14 protein-coding genes are annotated in these 18,684 nt (G+C 64.9%); 6 read left to right on the top strand and 8 right to left on the bottom strand.

What is annotated here, in order from left to right; all coding sequences use genetic code 11:
- Positions 1-115 precede the first annotated feature (115 nt).
- Together AABF56_RS14685 and AABF56_RS14690 are read left to right on the top strand one after the other, a co-directional pair.
- Positions 116-1,336 carry a lytic murein transglycosylase gene (locus tag AABF56_RS14685; RefSeq protein ID WP_244768285.1) on the top strand — a complete coding sequence of 407 codons (1,221 nt, stop codon included), beginning with the start codon at positions 116-118 and terminating at the stop codon, positions 1,334-1,336.
- A gap of 131 nt (positions 1,337-1,467) precedes the next feature.
- On the top strand, positions 1,468-2,616 hold the full coding sequence (locus AABF56_RS14690) for an SGNH/GDSL hydrolase family protein (protein WP_272806482.1): 1,149 nt from the start codon (positions 1,468-1,470) through the stop codon (positions 2,614-2,616).
- A 46-nt stretch (positions 2,617-2,662) separates the two neighbouring features.
- Here the strand turns inward: AABF56_RS14690 and AABF56_RS14695 are convergent, their stop codons facing one another.
- Genes AABF56_RS14695 through AABF56_RS14705 form a run of 3 tightly spaced genes read right to left on the bottom strand, consistent with a single transcriptional unit; the run spans position 2,663 to position 5,003 of the window.
- The gene (locus AABF56_RS14695; RefSeq protein WP_272806483.1) at positions 2,663-4,006 is read right to left on the bottom strand and encodes a sensor histidine kinase; all 1,344 of its coding nucleotides are present in this window, start codon (positions 4,004-4,006) and stop codon (positions 2,663-2,665) included.
- Positions 4,003-4,668: a response regulator transcription factor gene (locus AABF56_RS14700; protein ID WP_244768282.1), complete on the bottom strand. Its 666-nt coding sequence runs from the start codon at positions 4,666-4,668 to the stop codon at positions 4,003-4,005. Before AABF56_RS14700 ends, AABF56_RS14695 begins: the two co-directional genes overlap by 4 nt.
- Positions 4,668-5,003: a PepSY domain-containing protein gene (locus tag AABF56_RS14705; RefSeq protein WP_244768281.1), complete on the bottom strand. Its 336-nt coding sequence runs from the start codon at positions 5,001-5,003 to the stop codon at positions 4,668-4,670. The genes AABF56_RS14700 and AABF56_RS14705 overlap by 1 nt, the downstream gene beginning before the upstream one ends.
- Before the next feature lie 111 nt (positions 5,004-5,114).
- On the opposite strand from AABF56_RS14705, the gene AABF56_RS14710 reads away from it, so the two are divergent.
- Together AABF56_RS14710 and AABF56_RS14715 are read left to right on the top strand one after the other, a co-directional pair.
- Positions 5,115-5,378 (top strand): PepSY domain-containing protein, encoded by a 264-nt coding sequence (locus AABF56_RS14710; protein ID WP_272806484.1) that lies wholly within the window; start codon positions 5,115-5,117, stop codon positions 5,376-5,378.
- A gap of 51 nt (positions 5,379-5,429) precedes the next feature.
- Positions 5,430-6,395: a calcium-binding protein gene (locus AABF56_RS14715; protein ID WP_272806485.1), complete on the top strand. Its 966-nt coding sequence runs from the start codon at positions 5,430-5,432 to the stop codon at positions 6,393-6,395.
- A gap of 217 nt (positions 6,396-6,612) precedes the next feature.
- Here AABF56_RS14715 and AABF56_RS14720 read toward each other — a convergent pair whose 3' ends face one another.
- Positions 6,613-8,070 carry a glutamate synthase subunit beta gene (locus AABF56_RS14720; RefSeq protein WP_272806486.1) on the bottom strand — a complete coding sequence of 486 codons (1,458 nt, stop codon included), beginning with the start codon at positions 8,068-8,070 and terminating at the stop codon, positions 6,613-6,615.
- Between the two features lie 226 nt (positions 8,071-8,296).
- The gene (gene gltB, locus AABF56_RS14725; RefSeq protein WP_443021162.1) at positions 8,297-13,018 is read right to left on the bottom strand and encodes a glutamate synthase large subunit; all 4,722 of its coding nucleotides are present in this window, start codon (positions 13,016-13,018) and stop codon (positions 8,297-8,299) included.
- Positions 13,019-13,533: 515 nt separating this feature from the next.
- Between gltB and AABF56_RS14730 the strand changes: the two genes are divergently transcribed.
- Positions 13,534-14,580, top strand: a complete 1,047-nt coding sequence (locus AABF56_RS14730) for a threonine aldolase family protein (protein WP_272806488.1) — start codon at positions 13,534-13,536, stop codon at positions 14,578-14,580.
- A gap of 76 nt (positions 14,581-14,656) precedes the next feature.
- On the opposite strand, the gene AABF56_RS14735 is transcribed toward AABF56_RS14730, so the two are convergent.
- Positions 14,657-15,118, bottom strand: coding sequence for an Hsp20 family protein (locus tag AABF56_RS14735; protein WP_244768275.1), 462 nt, complete (start codon positions 15,116-15,118; stop codon positions 14,657-14,659).
- A gap of 449 nt (positions 15,119-15,567) precedes the next feature.
- Between AABF56_RS14735 and AABF56_RS14740 the strand changes: the two genes are divergently transcribed.
- Positions 15,568-16,530, top strand: a complete 963-nt coding sequence (locus AABF56_RS14740; protein ID WP_272806489.1) for an alpha/beta fold hydrolase — start codon at positions 15,568-15,570, stop codon at positions 16,528-16,530.
- Positions 16,531-16,587: 57 nt separating this feature from the next.
- Here AABF56_RS14740 and hisN read toward each other — a convergent pair whose 3' ends face one another.
- Both hisN and AABF56_RS14750 read right to left on the bottom strand, forming a co-directional pair.
- Positions 16,588-17,361 carry a histidinol-phosphatase gene (gene hisN, locus AABF56_RS14745; RefSeq protein WP_272806490.1) on the bottom strand — a complete coding sequence of 258 codons (774 nt, stop codon included), beginning with the start codon at positions 17,359-17,361 and terminating at the stop codon, positions 16,588-16,590.
- Positions 17,362-17,629: 268 nt separating this feature from the next.
- Positions 17,630-18,514, bottom strand: a complete 885-nt coding sequence (locus tag AABF56_RS14750) for an N-formylglutamate amidohydrolase (RefSeq protein WP_244768272.1) — start codon at positions 18,512-18,514, stop codon at positions 17,630-17,632.
- Positions 18,515-18,684 lie beyond the last annotated feature (170 nt).

Raw genomic sequence — 18,684 nt, forward strand, 5'->3', positions numbered from 1 at the left:
GACGGGGCAAAAGTTTGATGGTAAAGAATTTGTTGACTTCGTTTTTATAAGTTTTGCGTTCAGCCGGTGGTTCCACGCCATCGTACCGAAATTTGAGAAACGGACACGACAGCTGATGACACAGAATCTGAAAACCGTTCTGCGCCGATCCGCGCTCACTCTCCTCCTGTCGGCCGGGCTGTTCGCCCAGGCCACCGCTGCCCGTGCGGACGCCCGCTTCCAGCAGTGGATCGCCGATTTCTACGCGACGGCATCCGAAGCCGGCATCAGCAAATCGACCTACCAGAAGGCGTTTTCCGGCGTCAAGACACCCGATCCGGATGTCCTTGAAAAGGCCGCCTACCAGCCGGAATTCAAGCACAAGATCTGGGACTATCTCGATTCGCGCGTCAATCCTTACACGGTGCGCGTCGGCCGGGAGATGGCCGCGAAACATGCCCGCACGCTTGCAGCCGTCGAGCGGCATTTCGGCGTCGACCGCAACATCCTGCTCGCCATCTGGTCGATGGAATCGAACTATGGCGCGGTGCTGGAGAAGGACGACCGGCTGCACTATGTGCCGCGGGCGCTGGCAACGCTCGCCTATGCCGACAAGAAGCGCGCGAAATACGCACGCACGCAGCTGATCGCGGCGCTGAAGATCATCCAGCGCGGCGACATCGCGGCTGGCAAGATGACCGGATCCTGGGCCGGCGCCATGGGCCACACCCAGTTCATCCCGACGAGCTACATGATCTACGCCGTCGACGCGGACGGCAACGGCCATCGCGACATCTGGACCTCGGTGCCGGACGCGCTGGCGACCGCGGCGAACCTGCTTGCCAAGAACGGCTGGCAGTCGGGCAAGACCTGGGGCTACGAGATCGTCGTGCCGAAGGGCGGCAGCAAGTATTCGGGCCAGACGAAGACGCTTGCCCAGTGGGCGAAGCTCGGCTTCACGCGCCCGAACGGCAGCGGCTTCAAGAACGGCGCCGACCGCGCCGAGCTGAAGCTGCCGGCCAATGGCGGCCCCGGCTTCCTGATGACCAAGAACTTCTTCGTCATCAAGCGCTACAACGCATCGGACTCCTACGCCATGGGAGTCGGCATGCTGGCCGACCAGCTCGCCGGCTACAGCGGCGTCAAGCAGCGCTGGCCGCGCCCGGACGGCGCGCTCGACATCACGGAAAAGTTCGAGCTGCAGACCCGTCTCAAGGAGCTCGGCTATTACGAGGGCGAGGTCGACGGCAATTTCGGCTCCGGTTCCAAGGCCGCCATCCAGGCCTTCCAGAACCGCATGGGCCTTGCCGCCGATGGCGAGCCGAGCCAGCAGCTGCTGCGCGCGCTGCGCCGCTAAACCGCCTGACAAGGACGAACAGGGGCGCTCCGGCGCCCCTTTTGCTGCCGGGCTTTCCCTTGGGCCCCGCATTTGCCATCATGCCGCCACCGGGATCCGGCAGGGTCGTGGACAAGACGGGAGCCCTCGCGATGAGCACGACGACGACCATGCGGATTGTGCGCCTCGGCCTTGCCCTTGTGGCGGGGGTGAGCGTCGTGGTGACCGCCCTTCCCGCCGGCGCACAGCAGCGCAAGGAACGCAAGACCATCCTGGAGCTGCTCTTCGGCAAGCCGAAGCAGGAGGAGGTCGCACCCGAGCCGCAGATCAAGAAGCCGCGCACCGTCACGCGCAAGAAAAAGCAGGCGACCACGGTGGCCACCAAGCCGGAGCCGGCGGCGATCGAGAAACTGCCGGACGCCAAGGTCGTGCTCGTCGTCGGCGACTTCATCGCCGGCAGCCTCGGCGAGGGCCTGGTCGCCGCCTTCGAGGCAACGCCCGGCATCGTCGTCGAGCGCCGCACCAACGGCTCCTCCGGCATCGTGCGCGAGGATTATTACAACTGGCCGGCCTCCCTGCCCGGCCTGATCGCGGAAACCAAGCCCGCCCTCGTCGTCCTCAGCATCGGCGCCAACGACCGCCAGCAGATGTCGGTGGCCGGGGAGAAGGAAAAGTTCCGCTCCGAGGCCTGGACCAGGGAATACGAGGCGCGCGTCGAACGCCTGGCGATGCTCGCCCGCGACGGCGGCAAGCCGATGATGTGGATCGGCATGCCCGCCTTCCAGTCGTCGGCCATGACGGCCGACATGACGACGCTCAACAATATCTATCGTGCCGGCGTCGAGAAGGCCGGCGGCGAATTCGTCGATATCTGGGACGGGTTCGTCGACGAGAACGGCAAGTTCGTCATCTCCGGCTCGGACATCAACGGCCAGCAGGTGCGCCTGCGCGGCTCCGACGGCATCAACTTCACCAAGGCCGGCAAGCGCAAGCTCGCCTTCTATGTGGAAAAGGAAATCCGCCGCGTGCTGGGCGATGCCGCCGCCGACGGCCCCGGCCTGCAGGGCGACCTCAAGGACCTCGTCGTGACCGCGCCGGCGGAAGACACGGAAATCACCAAGACACAGCCGATCAGCCTCGCCGATCCGGCACTCGACGGCGGCACCGCGCTGCTCGGCGGCGCCGCCATCAAGGGCAACGGCAAGAGCCTGCGCGAGAAGCTGGTGGAAAAGGGCGAGATCGCCGACGCCCCCCTCGGCCGCGTCGACGACTTCCGATTGAACAAGATCGCGACCCCCTGACCGGTCTTCGCCGCGATCCCCTGGATCGACGCGTTCGGCAAACCGCTCAGGCCACGATCCGCGGCAGCATGATGCGGGCGCATAGGCCGGGCTTGCGGTTTTCCAGCATGAAGCTGCCATTCGCCTCCTCGACGAAACTCTCGGCAATGGCCAGGCCCAATCCCGCGCCTTCACTCGTCGTATCGAGCCGGCCGCCCCGTTTCAGCACGAACTCGATCTCCCCTTCCGGAATGCCCGGTCCGTCGTCAACGACCTCGATGATCGCCGCCGCACCTTCCGCCCGGGCGAAGATGCCGACGGTGGTCCGGGCGTAACGCGCGGCGTTTTCCGCAAGGCTGCCGAGGATTTCGGCGAGATCCTCCGCATCGATGCGCAGGATGAGGCCCGCTTCGATTTCCTGTTGCCAGTCGAGATCGCGGCCAGCCGGCGTCCGCGAGACGACGCTGACGACCTGCGCGGCGACGCGGCCGAGATCGCTGCGCGCCGTGTGGCCGCGCTCGGCCTGGCGGGCGCGGGCCATCTCGTGGTCGACATGGCGGCGCATGCGCAGGATGATCGCCTCGATATCGCGGGCAACCGCCTCCTCACCCCGCTCGCGCAGGCGCAGCACGTCGCCGGAAAGGATCTGCAGCGGCGTCTTGAAGCCATGGGCAAGGTCCGCCGCCCGCTCACGCGCCTTGCGCAGCTGGTTTTCGCGCGATTGCAGCAGGGCATCGACCTCGCCGGTAAGCGGCAGGACCTCGTCCGGAAAATCGTTGCCGAGCCGTTCGGCCTTGCCGGCGCGGATGGCGGAAAGGCGTTCCGTCAACGTTGCCAGCGGGCGCAGGCCGACGAAGATCTGCACGAAGCTCGCCGCCAGCAGCAGTACGGCGAGCGCCTGCAGGTAGGGCAGAAGGTCTGCCTCGAATTGATCCGTCGCGCGCGAAATATCGGTGCGGTCGATGGCGACGGCGACGCGCAGCGGCCGCGCCCCGGCCCGCTCGCTGGTCACCACCTCGCGCTCGAGGAGAAGCAGCGACGCATCTCCCGGCCCGGTGATGGTCGCGGTATGGATGCCGCCGGCCGGAATGTCCGGCAGGGTCAGCACATCATCCCAAAGCGAGCGGGAGCGCAGGCGGCTGCCGTCGCCCTCGATCTGCCAGTAGAGGCCGGAGAGCGGCCGCTCGAAGCGCGGATCGACCGGCGGCTTGACGAGATGAAGCGACGCACCCGGCTGCTCGGCAAGGCCGGCGATCACCTGGTTGAGATGCAGCATCAGCTCGGCGGCGATGCGCCGCTCCACATGCCGCTCGAACAGCGTCGACAGAACGAAGAACGCCGCCACGAGGGCGGCGATGATGGAGGCGGCGCCGGCAAGCGCCAGGCGAAGGCGCAGCGAACGGCGCGTCACGGTGCGGTCTCGCCCATATAGTAGCCGAAGCCGCGTCGCGTGCCGATGGCGACCGCGCCGAGTTTCTTGCGCAGCCGCGCGACGAGCGCCTCCAGCGCATTGGCATCCCGCGAGAAATCGTCGCCGTAAAGGTGCTCCTGCAGCTCGGTCGGCGGCACGATACGATCGCGGTGATGGCCGAGATAGCTGACGAGCCGGTATTCGAGCGGCGTCAGCGACTGCGGCACGCCGTTGACGCTGACGCGCATGGCCCGCGTATCGATGGTGACGGCACCGATGGCGATCGTTGCGGCGCCATGGCCGACGGACCGGCGGATGAGCGCGCGGGCGCGGGCAAGCAGCTCCTCGAACTGGAAGGGCTTCGGCAGGTAGTCGTCGGCGCCGGCGTCGATGCCCTCGACGCGCTCGGCCCAGCTGCCGCGGGCCGTCAGCACCAGCACCGGCATGTGCCGGCCGTTGGCGCGCCAACGCTTCAAGAGCGCCATGCCGTCCATGCTCGGCAGGCCGAGATCGAGGATGATGAGATCATAATCCTCGGTATCGCCGAGGAACCAGGCATCCTTGCCGTCCGAGGCGGTCTCGACGGTATAGCCGGCCCCCGTCAGCACGGCGGAAACATCGGCCGCGATGCGGGCGTCGTCCTCGACGAGAAGCAGGCGCATCAGTCGTCGTCGTCCTCTACGATCGCCATCGTCTTGGCATCGAGCTGCAGCTCGATGATCTGGCCGGACGGCTGGATGAATTCCAGCTCATATATATAGCGCCCGTTCTCGCGCTCAAGCTCCACTTCGATCAGGTCGCCCTCGACATGCTTGCGGGCTTCCACGATGATCTGTTCGAGCGGGCGCACGAGGCCCTGTTCGAGGGCGCGGCGGGCTTCCTCGTGCTCCACCGCATCGTCGTCGTCATCCGCCTGCGCGCCCATCGGCGGCATCACGGAAAGGGCGACGAACAGGGCGAGCGCCAGCGGAAAGGGAGTCAATATCTTCGTGATCATGGACCTACCTATACGCGTATCAAGCTGACAAATCGCTGACAGCGCCTGTCAGGCAAGCAACAGGCAGCCTGTGCGAAACCTCCCCCCACAACGACAGGAAAGGATTTCGCCATGCGCCTCACCACGACCGGCCTTCTCGCCGCCGGCCTCCTCGCCCTCACCGTACCGGCCCTCGCCGAAACCGCCGCGGCGCCCGTGCGCAAGACGCTGGAGCAGGTCGCCACCGAGCTTTCGGCCAAGGGCTACGTCATCCGCGAAATCGAGATGGACGACGGCCACTTCGAGGCAAAGATCGTCGACACGAAGAACGTGGTCAGCGAAGCCAAGATCGACGGCTATACCGGCGAGATCCTGCGCCTCGAGCGCGAAGACTGACCCGCGCTGACCTTTCGCCTCTGAAGACCCAATCGAACAAGGACATTTCTCATGGTTAAGATCATCGGCACCTCTTCCGCCAACACGCTCAAGGGCCAGTCGACGGCCGACGACATCTACGGCAAGGGCGGCAACGACAAGCTCTTCGGCTACGGCGGCAATGACGACCTGGAGGGCGGTGCCGGCAACGACTGGCTGCACGGCGGCACCGGCAATGACGAGCTGAGCGGCGGCTCCGGCCGCGACACCTTCGTCTTCTCCAGCGGCCGCGACGAGATCGACGACTTCTCCACGAGCGCCGACAAGATCGTCATCGACAGCGCGCTCGGCGTGAAGAGCTTTGCGGAACTCAAGGCGCTCGCCAGGACCGTAGACGGCGGTGAGGACGTGCGCTTCGATTTCGGCAACGGCAATACGCTGACGCTGGAAGACACCAAGCTGTCGAGCCTCAAGGCAAGCCACTTCTCCTTCAAGTCCGTCGATACCGACGAACCGAAGGACCCCCTTTCCGGCGATGACGTGTTGAACGGCGACAGCAAGGCCAACACGATCTCCGGCGGCGACGGCAATGACCGGATTTCCGGCCATGGCGGCAACGACAAGCTTTCGGGCGATGCCGGCAACGACAGGATCTGGGGCGGCTCCGGCCATGACGACCTGGAGGGCGGCGCCGGCAACGACCGGCTCTTCGGCGGCTCGGGCAATGACGACCTCGAAGGCGGCGCCGGCAACGATCGCCTGGATGGCGGCTCGGGCAACAACGAGCTGGAAGGCGGCGCCGGCCGCGACACCTTCGTCTTCAAGACCGGCAGGACCGAGATCGAGGACTTCCAGACCAATTTCGACAAGATCGAAATCTCCAAGAGCCTCGGTGTTTCGAGCTTCGCCGACCTCAAGGACATCGCCCGCACGGCCGATGGCGGCAAGGACGTGGTGTTCGACTTCGGCCAGAGCGAACTGCGCCTCGACGACATCAAGCTCGCCGACCTCTCGGCATCGGATTTCCTCTTCGTCTGAGGCAGGTATCGCCCCTCATCCCGCTGCCGCGACCTTCTCCCCGCAAGCGGGGAGAAGGGAGATGGGGCAACGCTTTGCCCGGATCAGGGTAGAACAGTGCAACAGGTCCCTTCTCCCCGCTTGCGGGGAGAAGGTGCCGGCAGGCGGATGAGGGGCATTCAAAACGACAAAGGGCGCGCCGGTTTCCCGGAGCGCCCTTTCGCCATTTGCATGAATCTCAGCGCGGCAGCGTGGTCGAGCCCATCAGGGCCTCGTCGATGGCGCGGGCGGCCTGTCGGCCTTCGCGGATCGCCCAGACGACCAGCGACTGGCCGCGGCGCACGTCACCCGCCGTCCAAAGCTTGTCCACCGAGGTCTTGTAGTCGTGCTCGTTGGCGACGACGTTGGAGGAGCCGCGCTTGTCGGTGTTGATCGTCAGGCGGCTACCCAGATCCTTCAGTACGCTGTCGGTGAAGGGGCCGCGGAAACCGATGGCGATGAAGGCGAGATCGGCCTTGATGATGAACTCCGTGCCGGCGATCGGCTTGCGGCGGTCGTCCACCTGGCAGCACTTCACGCCGGTGAGGACGCCGTCCTCGTCGCCGACGAATTCGAGCGTGCCGACCTGGAATTCGCGCACCGCGCCCTCGGCCTGCGAGGAGGAGGTGCGCATCTTCGTCGCCCAGAACGGCCAGACGGCGAGCTTGTCCTCCTTTTCCGGCGGCTGCGGGCGGATGTCGAGCTGGGTGACCTTCACCGCGCCCTGGCGGAAGGCGGTGCCGACGCAGTCCGAGGCGGTGTCGCCACCACCGACGACGACGACGTGCTTGCCACCGGCAAGGATCGGGTCGGACGGCCAGCCGACGCTGTCGATGTTCTCGCGGCCGACGCGGCGGTTCTGCTGGACGAGATAGGGCATGGCATCGTGCACGCCGGCGAAATCGACGCCCGGAATGCCGGCGTCGCGCGGGGTTTCCGAGCCGCCGCAATAGAGCACGGCGTCATGCTCGGCGAGCATCTCGTCCATCTTCTTGTCGACGCCGACATTGACGCCGTAGTGGAAGGTCACGCCCTCGCCGCGCATCTGGTCGACGCGGCGGTCGATGAAGTTCTTCTCCATCTTGAAATCCGGAATGCCGTAGCGCAACAGGCCGCCGGCCTTGGATTCGCGCTCGTAGAGGTGAACCTCGTGGCCGGCACGGGCAAGCTGCTGGGCGGCGGCCATGCCGGCCGGGCCGGAGCCGATGACCGCGACCTTCTTGCCGGTCTTCAGCGTCGCCGGCTGCGGCACGATATAGCCCATCTCATAGGCCTTGTCGGCGATCGCCTGCTCGACGGTCTTGATGGAGACCGGCATGTCCTCGAGGTTCAGCGTGCAGGCTTCCTCACAGGGCGCGGGGCAGACGCGGCCGGTGAATTCCGGGAAGTTGTTGGTCGAATGCAGGTTGCGGATCGCCTCTTCCCAGTTGCCGTTGTAGACGAGGTCGTTCCAGTCCGGGATCTGGTTGTGCACCGGACAGCCGGTCGGGCCGTGGCAATAGGGAATGCCGCAGTCCATGCAGCGCGCGGCCTGCTTCTGGACCTCCGGGTCCGACATCGGGATGGTGAACTCGCGGAAATGGCGGATGCGGTCGGAGGCCGGCTGATACTTCATCACCTGCCGGTCGATTTCCATGAAACCAGTAACCTTGCCCATTGTGATATCCTGATTCTTATAACGTTTCGACGAGCGCTTCGGGCGCAAAAGGGAACACCGCGCGACAGGCATTGACGGGGACAACCCCACATCCCGCTGCCGCGACCTTCTCCCCGCAGGCGGGGAGAAGGCAGATGTCGCACCGCCTTGCCGCACATCCCTTCTCCCGTTCACCGGGAGAAGGTGCCGGCAGGCGGATGAGGGGCTCCTTGCGGAGCCCGCCGCCTCACTCGGCAGCGATCCCCATCCTCATGCGCTCCATCTCTTCGAGCGCGCGGCGGTACTCGACCGGCATGACCTTGCGGAATTTCGGACGATACTCGGCCCATTTGTCGAGGATCTCCCGCGCCCGCGGCGAGCCCGTATAGTGCAGGTGGTTCGTGACGAGCTGGTAGAGCCGCTCCTCGTCGTGGCGCGTCATGTCGTCCGAGACATCGACCATGCCCTTGTGCATGAGGTCGCCGCCATGATGGTGCAGCTTCTCCAGCATGTCGTCCTCTTCCGGCACCGGCTCCAGCTCGACCATCGCCATGTTGCAGCGGCGGGCGAAATCGCCGGCCTCGTCCAGCACATAGGCAACGCCGCCGGACATGCCCGCCGCGAAGTTGCGGCCCGTCTGGCCGATGACGACGACGACGCCGCCCGTCATGTATTCGCAGCCATGGTCGCCCACGCCCTCGACGACGGCGACGGCACCGGAATTGCGCACGGCGAAACGTTCGCCGGCAACGCCGTTGAAGTAGCACTCGCCCGAGATCGCGCCGTAGAGCACCGTGTTGCCGACGATGATCGATTCATGCGGCACCGCGCGGTTCTCCGCCGGGGGACGCACGACGATGCGGCCGCCGGAAAGGCCCTTGCCGACATAGTCGTTGCCGGCGCCGATCAGGTCGAAGGTGATGCCGCGGGCAAGGAAGGCACCGAAGGACTGGCCCGCCGTGCCATGCAGCTTCACCGAGATCGTGTCGTCCTTCAGCCCCTTGAAGCCGTAGCGCTTGGCGACGGCCCCGGACAGCATCGCACCGGCCGAACGGTCGACATTCTTGATGTCGACCTCGAAGGCGACGGGCGTCTTCTTCTCCAGCGCGGGCTTCGCCTCTTCGATCAGCTTGCGGTCGAGGACGTCGTGGATCGGATGATCCTGCCGCTCGGTCCAGTAGGTCGCCTCCTTCGGCGCATCGACCTTGTGGAAGATGCGGGAGAAGTCGAGGCCATTGGCCTTCCAGTGCGAGATCATCCTCTCTTTTTCGAGCAGCTCCGAGGCGCCAATGATCTCGTTCAGCGAACGCACGCCGAGCGAGGCCAGGATTTCGCGCACCTCTTCGGCGACGAAGAAGAAGTAGTTGATGACATGCTCCGGCGTGCCCTTGAAGCGCTTGCGCAGCACCGGGTCCTGTGTGGCAACCCCCACCGGACAGGTGTTGAGATGACACTTGCGCATCATGATGCAGCCGGCCGCAATGAGCGGGGCCGTCGCGAAGCCGAATTCGTCCGCGCCGAGCAGCGCGCCGATGACGACGTCACGGCCGGTCTTGAGGCCCCCGTCGACCTGCAGCGCGATGCGCGAGCGCAGCTTGTTCAGCACCAGCGTCTGGTGCGTCTCGGCAAGGCCGATTTCCCACGGGGAGCCGGCATGCTTCAGCGAGGTGAGCGGCGAGGCGCCCGTGCCGCCGTCGAAGCCGGCGATGGTGATATGGTCCGCGCGCGCCTTGGCGACACCGGCGGCAACCGTGCCGACGCCGACTTCCGAGACGAGCTTGACCGAGATATCGGCCTCGGGGTTGACGTTCTTCAGGTCGTAGATGAGCTGCGCCAGATCCTCGATCGAATAGATATCGTGGTGCGGCGGCGGCGAGATGAGGCCGACGCCCGGGGTGGAGTGACGGGTCTTGGCGACCGTCGCGTCCACCTTGTGGCCGGGCAGCTGGCCGCCCTCGCCGGGCTTGGCGCCCTGCGCGACCTTGATCTGCAGCATGTCCGCATTGACCAGGTATTCGGTCGTCACGCCGAAGCGGCCGGAGGCGATCTGCTTGATCGCCGAGCGCTCGGGGTTCATCGAACCGTCCGGCAGCGGCATGTAGCGGTCGGCTTCCTCGCCGCCCTCGCCGGTGTTCGACTTGCCGCCGATCCGGTTCATGGCGACGGCGAGCGTCGTGTGCGCCTCGCGGGAAATCGAGCCGAAGGACATGGCGCCCGTCGAGAAGCGCTTGACGATGTCGACCGCCGGTTCGACCTCGTCGATGGAGATCGGCTTGCGGCCGGCCGCTTCCGCGCCCTTGATCGAGAACAGGCCGCGGATCGTGTTCATGCGCAGCGCCGAGGCATTCACCATCTCGGCAAATTCCTTGTAGCGATCGGCCGCGTTGCCGCGCACCGCATGCTGCAGCGAAGCGACGACGTCCGGCGTCCAGGCGTGCTCCTCGCCGCGCATGCGGTAGGCATATTCGCCGCCGATATCCAGCGTGTTGGCGAGCAGCGGATCACGCCCGAAGGCGGCCTTGTGGCGGTTGAAGGTCTCCTTGGCGATCTCGTCGAGGCCGATGCCCTCGATGGTCGTCGCGGTGCCGAAGAAATATTTGTCGACAAGCTCGGAGGAGAGGCCGATGGCGTCGAAAATCTGCGCGCCGCAATAGGACTGGTAGGTCGAGATGCCCATCTTTGACATGACCTTCAGGATGCCCTTGCCGATCGCCTTGATGTAGCGATAGACGATCTCCTCCGCGTCCACCTCCTTCGGGAACTCGCCGCGCTTGTGCATGTCGGTGAGCGTGTCGAAGGCCAGGTACGGGTTGATCGCTTCCGCGCCGTAACCGGCGAGAAGACAGAAATGGTGCACTTCGCGCGGCTCGCCGGTCTCCACGACGAGGCCGACCGAGGTGCGAAGCCCCTTGCGGATCAGGTGGTGGTGCACGGCGGCCGTCGCCAGGAGCGCCGGGATCGCCACACGGTCCGGTCCGATCTGGCGATCGGAGAGCACGATGATGTTGTAGCCGCTGGTGACGGCCTGCTCGGCACGCTCGCACAGACGGTCGAGCATTTCCGGCATGCCGTCCGCACCGCGCGAGACATCATAGGTGAAATCCAGCGTCTTGGTGTCGAAACGGTCCTCGACATGGCCGATCGAGCGGATCTTTTCGAGGTCGCCATTGGTAAGGATCGGCTGACGCACCTCCATGCGCTTGGCCTTGGCCGCGCCGCCATGGTCGAGGATGTTCGGGCGCGGGCCGATGAAGGAGACGAGGCTCATGACCAGTTCCTCGCGGATCGGGTCGATGGGCGGGTTCGTCACCTGCGCGAAGTTCTGCTTGAAATAGGTGTAGAGCAGCTTGGTCTTGTCGGACATGGCCGAAATCGGCGTGTCCGTGCCCATGGAGCCGATCGCCTCCTGCCCGGTGGTCGCCATCGGCGACATCAGGAGGCGGGTATCCTCCTGTGTATAGCCGAAGGCCTGCTGGCGGTCGCGCAGCGAGACGTCGCGGCGCAGCGCCCGCGGCTCGACCGGGCCGAGGTCTTCCAGGATGATCTGGGTGTTGTCCAGCCACTCGCGATAGGGATGCTTGGCGGCAAGCGCGGACTTCACCTCCTCGTCGGAAATGATGCGGCCTTCCTCCATGTCGATGAGCAGCATCTTGCCCGGCTGGAGGCGCCACTTCTTGACGATGCTTTCTTCCTTGACCGGCAGCGTGCCGGCTTCGGAGGCGAGGATGACGCGGTCATCGTCGGTGACGAGGTAGCGTGCCGGGCGCAGGCCGTTGCGGTCGAGCGTCGCGCCGATCTGCTTGCCGTCGGTGAAGGCGACGGCGGCGGGGCCGTCCCACGGCTCCATCAGCGCGGCGTGGTATTCGTAGAACGCCTTGCGCTCCTGGCTCATCAGCTGGTTGCCGGCCCAGGCCTCGGGGATCAGCATCATGACCGCATGGGCCATGGAATAGCCGCCGCGCACGAGGAATTCGAGCGCGTTGTCGAAACAGGCCGTATCCGACTGCCCCTCATAGGAGATCGGCCAGAGCTTTGTGATGTCCTCACCGAACAGCGGCGAGGAGACGGAGGCCTGGCGGGCCGCCATCCAGTTGACGTTGCCACGCAGCGTGTTGATCTCGCCGTTATGGGCGACCATGCGGTACGGGTGCGCCAGCTTCCACGACGGGAAGGTATTGGTGGAGAAGCGCTGGTGCACGAGGGCGACGGCCGATTCGAAGCGCGGATCGGCAAGGTCCTTGTAGTAGGCGCCCACCTGATAGGCGAGGAACATGCCCTTGTAGACGATGGTGGTCGAGGACAGCGAGACGGGATAGAAATTGCTCTCCTCGCCCTCGTATTCGTCATAGATGCGGTTGGAGATCACCTTGCGCAGGGTGAAGAGCCGACGCTCGAACTCGCCGTTCGTCGCGGCGTCGCGGCCGGCGCCGATGAAGACCTGGACGTGCCGCGGCTCGGTGGCGGCGATCTCGGGAGCCTTGGAGAGCGAAGAATTGTCGACCGGGACGTCGCGGAAGCCGATGAGGACCTGCCCCTCTTCAGCGACGACATCTCCGATGACCTTCTTGAAATAATCGACGAGCTTCTCGTCCTGCGGCATGAAGATGTGGCCGACGGCATATTCACCGGCCTTCGGCAGCGTGATGCCCTGCTTTGCCATCTCCTCGCGGAAGAAGCGGTCCGGAATCTGGACGAGGATGCCCGCACCGTCGCCCATCAGCGGATCCGCGCCGACAGCGCCGCGATGCGTCAGGTTCTCGAGCATGAACAGCCCGTCCTTGACGATCTGGTGCGATTTCTTGCCTTTCAAATGCGCCACGAAGCCGACGCCGCAGGCATCGTGTTCATTGCGCGGATCATAGAGTCCCTGTTTTTTCGGCAGGCCCGGATTGGAAGCGCGTGTCGTGGCGCCCGTCGCAGTCGCCTGCGCCCGGAACTGCCGCAAATCATGTGCTTGGGTCTTCACCATCATCTCTTCCTCCTGTGGGCCCATCCTGCGGGCAATCCTTTTCGCCCGTGAGACCCTTTTGCCTTGGGGCAGGGCCTCGCGAGCGGCTGTTTTCTGAACCTGATGTAACCGCAAAACGACGGCCGACCAGGAATGATCATCAGGACCGTCGTGGCAACCAGGTTTTCCGAAGGAGCGGTCCTCCCTCGCCTGGTGCCGTTTCGGCAGTTTCCGCGGTCGCGGAAGGCGCCTCTTCGGTCTCTTGACCGAAATAGGACAGTAAACCTGTCCTATTTCATGGGCTCTATGCCAGAAACACCCCCGGGCCGCAAGGCCATCATGCCAAATAATCACCACCCCATGAAGAAAAATTGCCTGCTCCGCCGCAAGCTTGAAATTAAATTACGATCAACTGGCCCATTGTTTCCATTCCTTTCATTCTCCAGGAGGATGGCACTTTCAGCCGTTTTCGGCGATTGATCGCCTTCATTTCTCCATTATGGTCCTCCCGCAGCCACATTCGCACTGGAAATCGCATGTTTTTCGCTTCCGACAACTGGGCCGGCGCCCATCCAGACATCGCACAGAGCCTCGTGACGGCGGCCGGCGGCTTCGCCTCGGCCTATGGCGCGAGCGACCTCGACAAGCATGTGGAAAAGACCTTTTCGCAAATTTTCGAGCGTGACGTCGCCGTCTTCTTCGTCGGCACGGGCACTGCGGCCAATTCGCTGGCGCTGGCCAGCTTCAACCGGCCCGGCGGCCAGGTCTTCTGCCACCGCGAAGCCCATGTGAATGTCGACGAATGCAATGCGCCGGAATTTTTCGCTGCCGGGGCCAAGCTGGTGCCGATCGATGGTCCCGCCGGCAAGCTCTCCCCGGACGCTCTTGCCGCCGCCATAGGCCGCTTCCCGCCGGACTTCGTGCATGGCGGGCAGCCGATGGCCGTCACCATCACCCAGGCCACCGAAGCCGGCACCGCCTATACGCTCGACGAGATCGCCGCCCTCTCGGAGGTCGCGAGGAAGGCGAGCCTGCCGCTGCACATGGATGGCGCACGTTTCGCCAATGCGCTCGTCCATCTCGGCACGACGCCGGCGGACATGACCTGGAGGCGCGGCGTCGACATCCTCTCCTTCGGCGGCACGAAGAACGGCTGCTGGTGCGCCGAGGCGCTCATCCTGTTCGATCCAGGCAAGGCGCAGCAGATGCATTTCCTGCGCAAGCGCTCGGCCCAGCTCTTCTCCAAGTCCCGCTTCATCGCCGCCCAGTTCGACGCCTATTTCAAGGACGGCCTCTGGCTCACCCTCGCCCGTCATTCCAATGCCATGGCAGCGCGCCTTGCGGCCGGTTTCGAGGCCTCCGACACGGCCCGCCTCGCCTGGCCGACGGGATCGAACGAGCTCTTCGTCATCATCCGCAACAACGCGATGAAGGCCCTGCAGGACAAGGGCGCCGTCTTCTACGACTGGCCCGCCGGCCCCGAGGTAAAGGCCAGCATGCGCGCGGACGAAACGCTGATCCGGCTCGTCACGAGCTTCGCCACGAAGGAAACCGACGTCGACGACTTCCTCTCGGCGCTCTGAGCGGCATCGCCGGACACAAAAAAAGCGGTGCCCTGCGGCACCGCCCTTCTTCATTCCAATCGAACGCGAAGCCGGATCAGTTGGTCTGCGCTTCGATCTGCTTGGCGTCGCGCTGGACGGCCGTGATCTCGATACGGCGCGGCTTGGCGGCTTCCGGGATCTCGCGAAGGAGGTCGATGTGGAGGAGGCCGTTCTTCAGCGAAGCGGCGCGCACTTCCACATGATCGGCGAGCTGGAAGCGACGCTCGAAGGCGCGCTTGGCAATGCCGCGATAGAGATACTGGCTGTCTTCGGCCGCGTCGTCCTTCTTCTCGCCCTTGACCGTCAGCGCGTGCTCGCGCGCCTCGATGGAGAGTTCACTCTCGTCGAAGCCAGCCACCGCCATGGTGATGCGGTAGGTGTTTTCGCCGGTGCGCTCGATGTTGTAGGGCGGGTAGCTCTGCGCCTGATCGGGCTGGCCAAGGCTGTCGAGCATGGTGAAGAGACGGTCGAAGCCGACGGTGGAACGATAGAGGGGGGAGAAATCGACGTGACGCATGGTGTCCTCCTTTAGAGCAACGGTTGCGATCTTTCTGAAGGCTGCCCCCGATTTCCGAAGGTGCAGCCCGGTTCATCCGGCCCCGTCCCATTCTGGCGACGGAAGCCTCGACGGACCCTGTTGGCGTCCGTGACGTTGAGATGGGAATGGAATTTCAGCCGTTCAAGAGGCCTGGCCGGCCGAAAAGGCGGGCTTCGGAAAAAATTTCGAGATGAACGGAGGATGAACGGCAGCTTCGGACAGCGTTCAGATTGGTCCTGCTAGAACGGCATCATCGGAAGCGAAAACTTCTGACGACCGGGGTGTAACGTCCCTTCCTTCCCGGTCAAATTACGCCGGACTGCATGTGAAGCCCCCCGTGCCCGCATGCAGCCGGCTTTTTTCTTTGACGGCACTGGCGCCAGCGCCTATCCATCGATCATCGACGCCCGCCGAGACCCGCCCGCGCCATGGATTCCATCCTCAACGCCACCGCCGACAATCCCGTACCGGAGAACCATTTCGCCGGCTTCCTGGAAGGCAATGGCGGCGTGAAGATCCGCTACGCGGTGTTCCGCTCGAACGAGCGCGAGGCCAAGGGCACGGTGGTGCTGCTGCAGGGCCGCAGCGAATGCATCGAGAAATATTTCGAGACGATCAGCGACCTCACCGCCCGCGGCCTCTGGGTCGCCACCTTCGACTGGCGCGGGCAGGCCGGCTCCGACCGGCTGATACCGGGCAGCCGCACCGGCCATATCCTGCGGTTTTCCGACTACGAGGCCGATCTTTCGCTCTTCCTGGAAAAGATCGTGCTGCCGGATGCCCGCCTGCCCTTCTTCATTGTCGCCCATTCGACCGGCGCGCTCGTCGCCCTCTCCCAGGCACCGCTGCTCGAAAACCGCATCGAGCGCATGGTGCTCGCCGCACCTTTCATCGCGCTCGCCGGCCAGTCGATGAGCCAGCGCAAGATCACCGTCATCGCCCGGCTGGCCTCGCTGCTGGGTCTCGGCAAGCACACCTTCCGCAAGGGCGATCCGCCGCTCGACTTCGCACATAACATCGTGACATCCGATCCGCGGCGTTTTGCCCGCAATGCCGCGATCTTCGCCGAGCACCCGGAGCTTTCCATCAGCTGGCCGAGCGCCCGCTGGCTGAACGAAACGCTGAAGACCATGGCGCGCGTGACGCATCAGGACCACCTGACGCGCATCCGCATTCCCACCCTGCTGCTGTGCCCGACACGGGACGCCCTCGTGCCGCGCAAGGCGATCGGCGATCTCGCGCGCATCTTCCGCGCCGCCCGCCTCATCGAGATCGACGGCGCGCGCCACGAACTGTTCCAGGAGGCCGACCGCTACCGCATGCAGGCGCTGGCCGCGATCGACGCCTTCATTCCGGGAAGCGACGCCGAGGAAACCAGCCTCGGCGCCTGAACGCAGGCCCCCTTTAAATCGAGCCTGGTTCAAGGAAGGGAATCGCGAAACAGATTCCTATCCGTTCAGCAGCGCCATCGCCTCATCATAGACCTTGCGGCTGCCGGCCGCGATGATCTCGCCGCCCATTTCCGCCGGGCCGCCGTCCCAGGCGGTGATGATGCCGCCCGCCTGTTCGATGACCGGGATGAGGCCACCGACGTCATAGGGCTTCAGCCCGCATTCGACGACGAGGTCGACATGGCCGGCAGCGAGCAGCGCATAGGCGTAGCAATCGACGCCGTAGCGGAAGAGCCGCACCTTCTCCTGCACGGCTTCGAACCGGTCCTTGCGGCGTTCCGTGAAGAGGTGCGGCGAGGTGGTGAAGAGGATCGCATCGGACAGGCTGTTGCAGGGCCGCGTCGACAGCGCCTTGCTGCCATCCGGTCCGGCATAGTGGGACACGCTTCCGTCGGCGAAATAGCGCTCGCCGGTGAAGGGCTGGTCGATCAGCCCCATGACGGCCTCGCCGTTGCGGTAGAGGCCGATCAGCGTGCCCCAGACCGGCACGCCGGAAATGAAGGCGCGCGTGCCGTCGATCGGGTCGATGACCCAGACATATTCGCGGTCGAGGCCGACCGAGCCGTGCTCCTCGCCGAGGATACCATGCCCCGGGAAATGCTGCTCGATCAGCGCGCGGATCGCCAGTTCCGCCGCCCGGTCGCCCTCCGTCACGGGGTCGAAGCCGGCAGCCTCCTTGTTGACGACATCGGCGCCGACGCGGAAGCGCGGCAGGGTTTCCTTCCTTGCTGCATCGGCAAGGCGGTCGAAGAAGGTGCGATCAGGCAACATGGGGGATCTCTCGGAGGGGCTGCGGACCGCCTCTCCTTACTGCATCGCCGCGGAAAACGGAACCGGATTGACGCAGAAGGCCGCGCGGAGCGGGCACAGGATGTTGCTTAACGGACCGCAAATTTGTCCCGCAGTTGCGCTTGACATTTGTGCAGCGCAATATTATTGTTTTCTTACAGTCATTCGTGGCTGTAAATACCCTCCTTGGGTGTTTCCTCCCTAGACTTAACCGCGCCCCAAGCGCGGTTTTTTTTGAGGGGAGGCCGGCCTATTCGGCGGCGAGCGCCCGGTCGGCGGCATATTCCTCGACATGGTCGGAAAAGTCCTGCAGGAAAGCCGAGATCGCCGTCTGCAGCACCGCGAAGTCCGGCCGCTTGGCCAGCGTCGTCTCGTCGACATAGAGGCCGCGGTTCACCTCGATCTGCAACGCATGCAGCCCTTTGGCCGGCCGGCCGTAATGCTCGGTGATGAAGCCGCCCGCATAGGGCTTGTTGCGCACGACGGAAAAGCCCATGTCCTCCAGAAGCCGCATCGCCGTGCGCGAAAGCTCGCCCGACGCGCTCGTGCCGTAGCGATCGCCGATGATGAAGTCCGGCCGCATGCCCGTGCCGGAAACGCGGATATTGCCCGGCATCGAATGGCAGTCGATGAGCACCGAGAAGCCGAAGGTCACATGGGTGCGCACGACGAGGCGGCGCAGGCAGGCATGATAGGGCTTGTAGACCGTCTCGACCCGCTCCAGCGCCTCTTCCACGGGAAAGCGATGGCGGTAGATCTCCATGTTCTCGGCGACCACCCGCGGTACGGTGCCGAGCCCGCCGGCGACCCGGATAGAATTGACGTTCGCATAGGAGGGCAGCGCCCCCTCGAACATGCGCGGATCGAGCTCGTAGGGCTCGCGGTTGACGTCGAGCCAGGCGCGCGGGAAATGCGCGACCAGCATCGGCGCGCCGAGCGCCGGCGCGACGGAGAACAGCTCATCGACATAATGGTCCTCCGAGCGGCGGATGGCGAGCGCATCGAGGCGCGACTGCGCCAGGAAGCCTTGTGGATAACGCCGACCGCTGTGGGGGGAATTGAAGACGAGGGGCACGCTCTGCGAAACCGGTTCCAGCACTTCGAAGTGACTGTTTTCGCTTGAGGCCTCCGCCATTGCCGTCCTTTACCATGCCTGAAAGTCATTGCGTCGGCCATGTTGCCAGCGGCCACACCCCGTGTCCATACTGAGAAACGAGGGATAAGGGCTTGCCCTCACCCATTCACCGGATATTTACCGGAATACGCTCTTGTAACAGAACCGCCCGTCCGCGGGCAGACAACCTT

Origin of the sequence: Shinella sp. WSC3-e, from assembly GCF_945994535.1 — a bacterium.
Lineage (GTDB): Bacteria > Pseudomonadota > Alphaproteobacteria > Rhizobiales > Rhizobiaceae > Shinella > Shinella yambaruensis.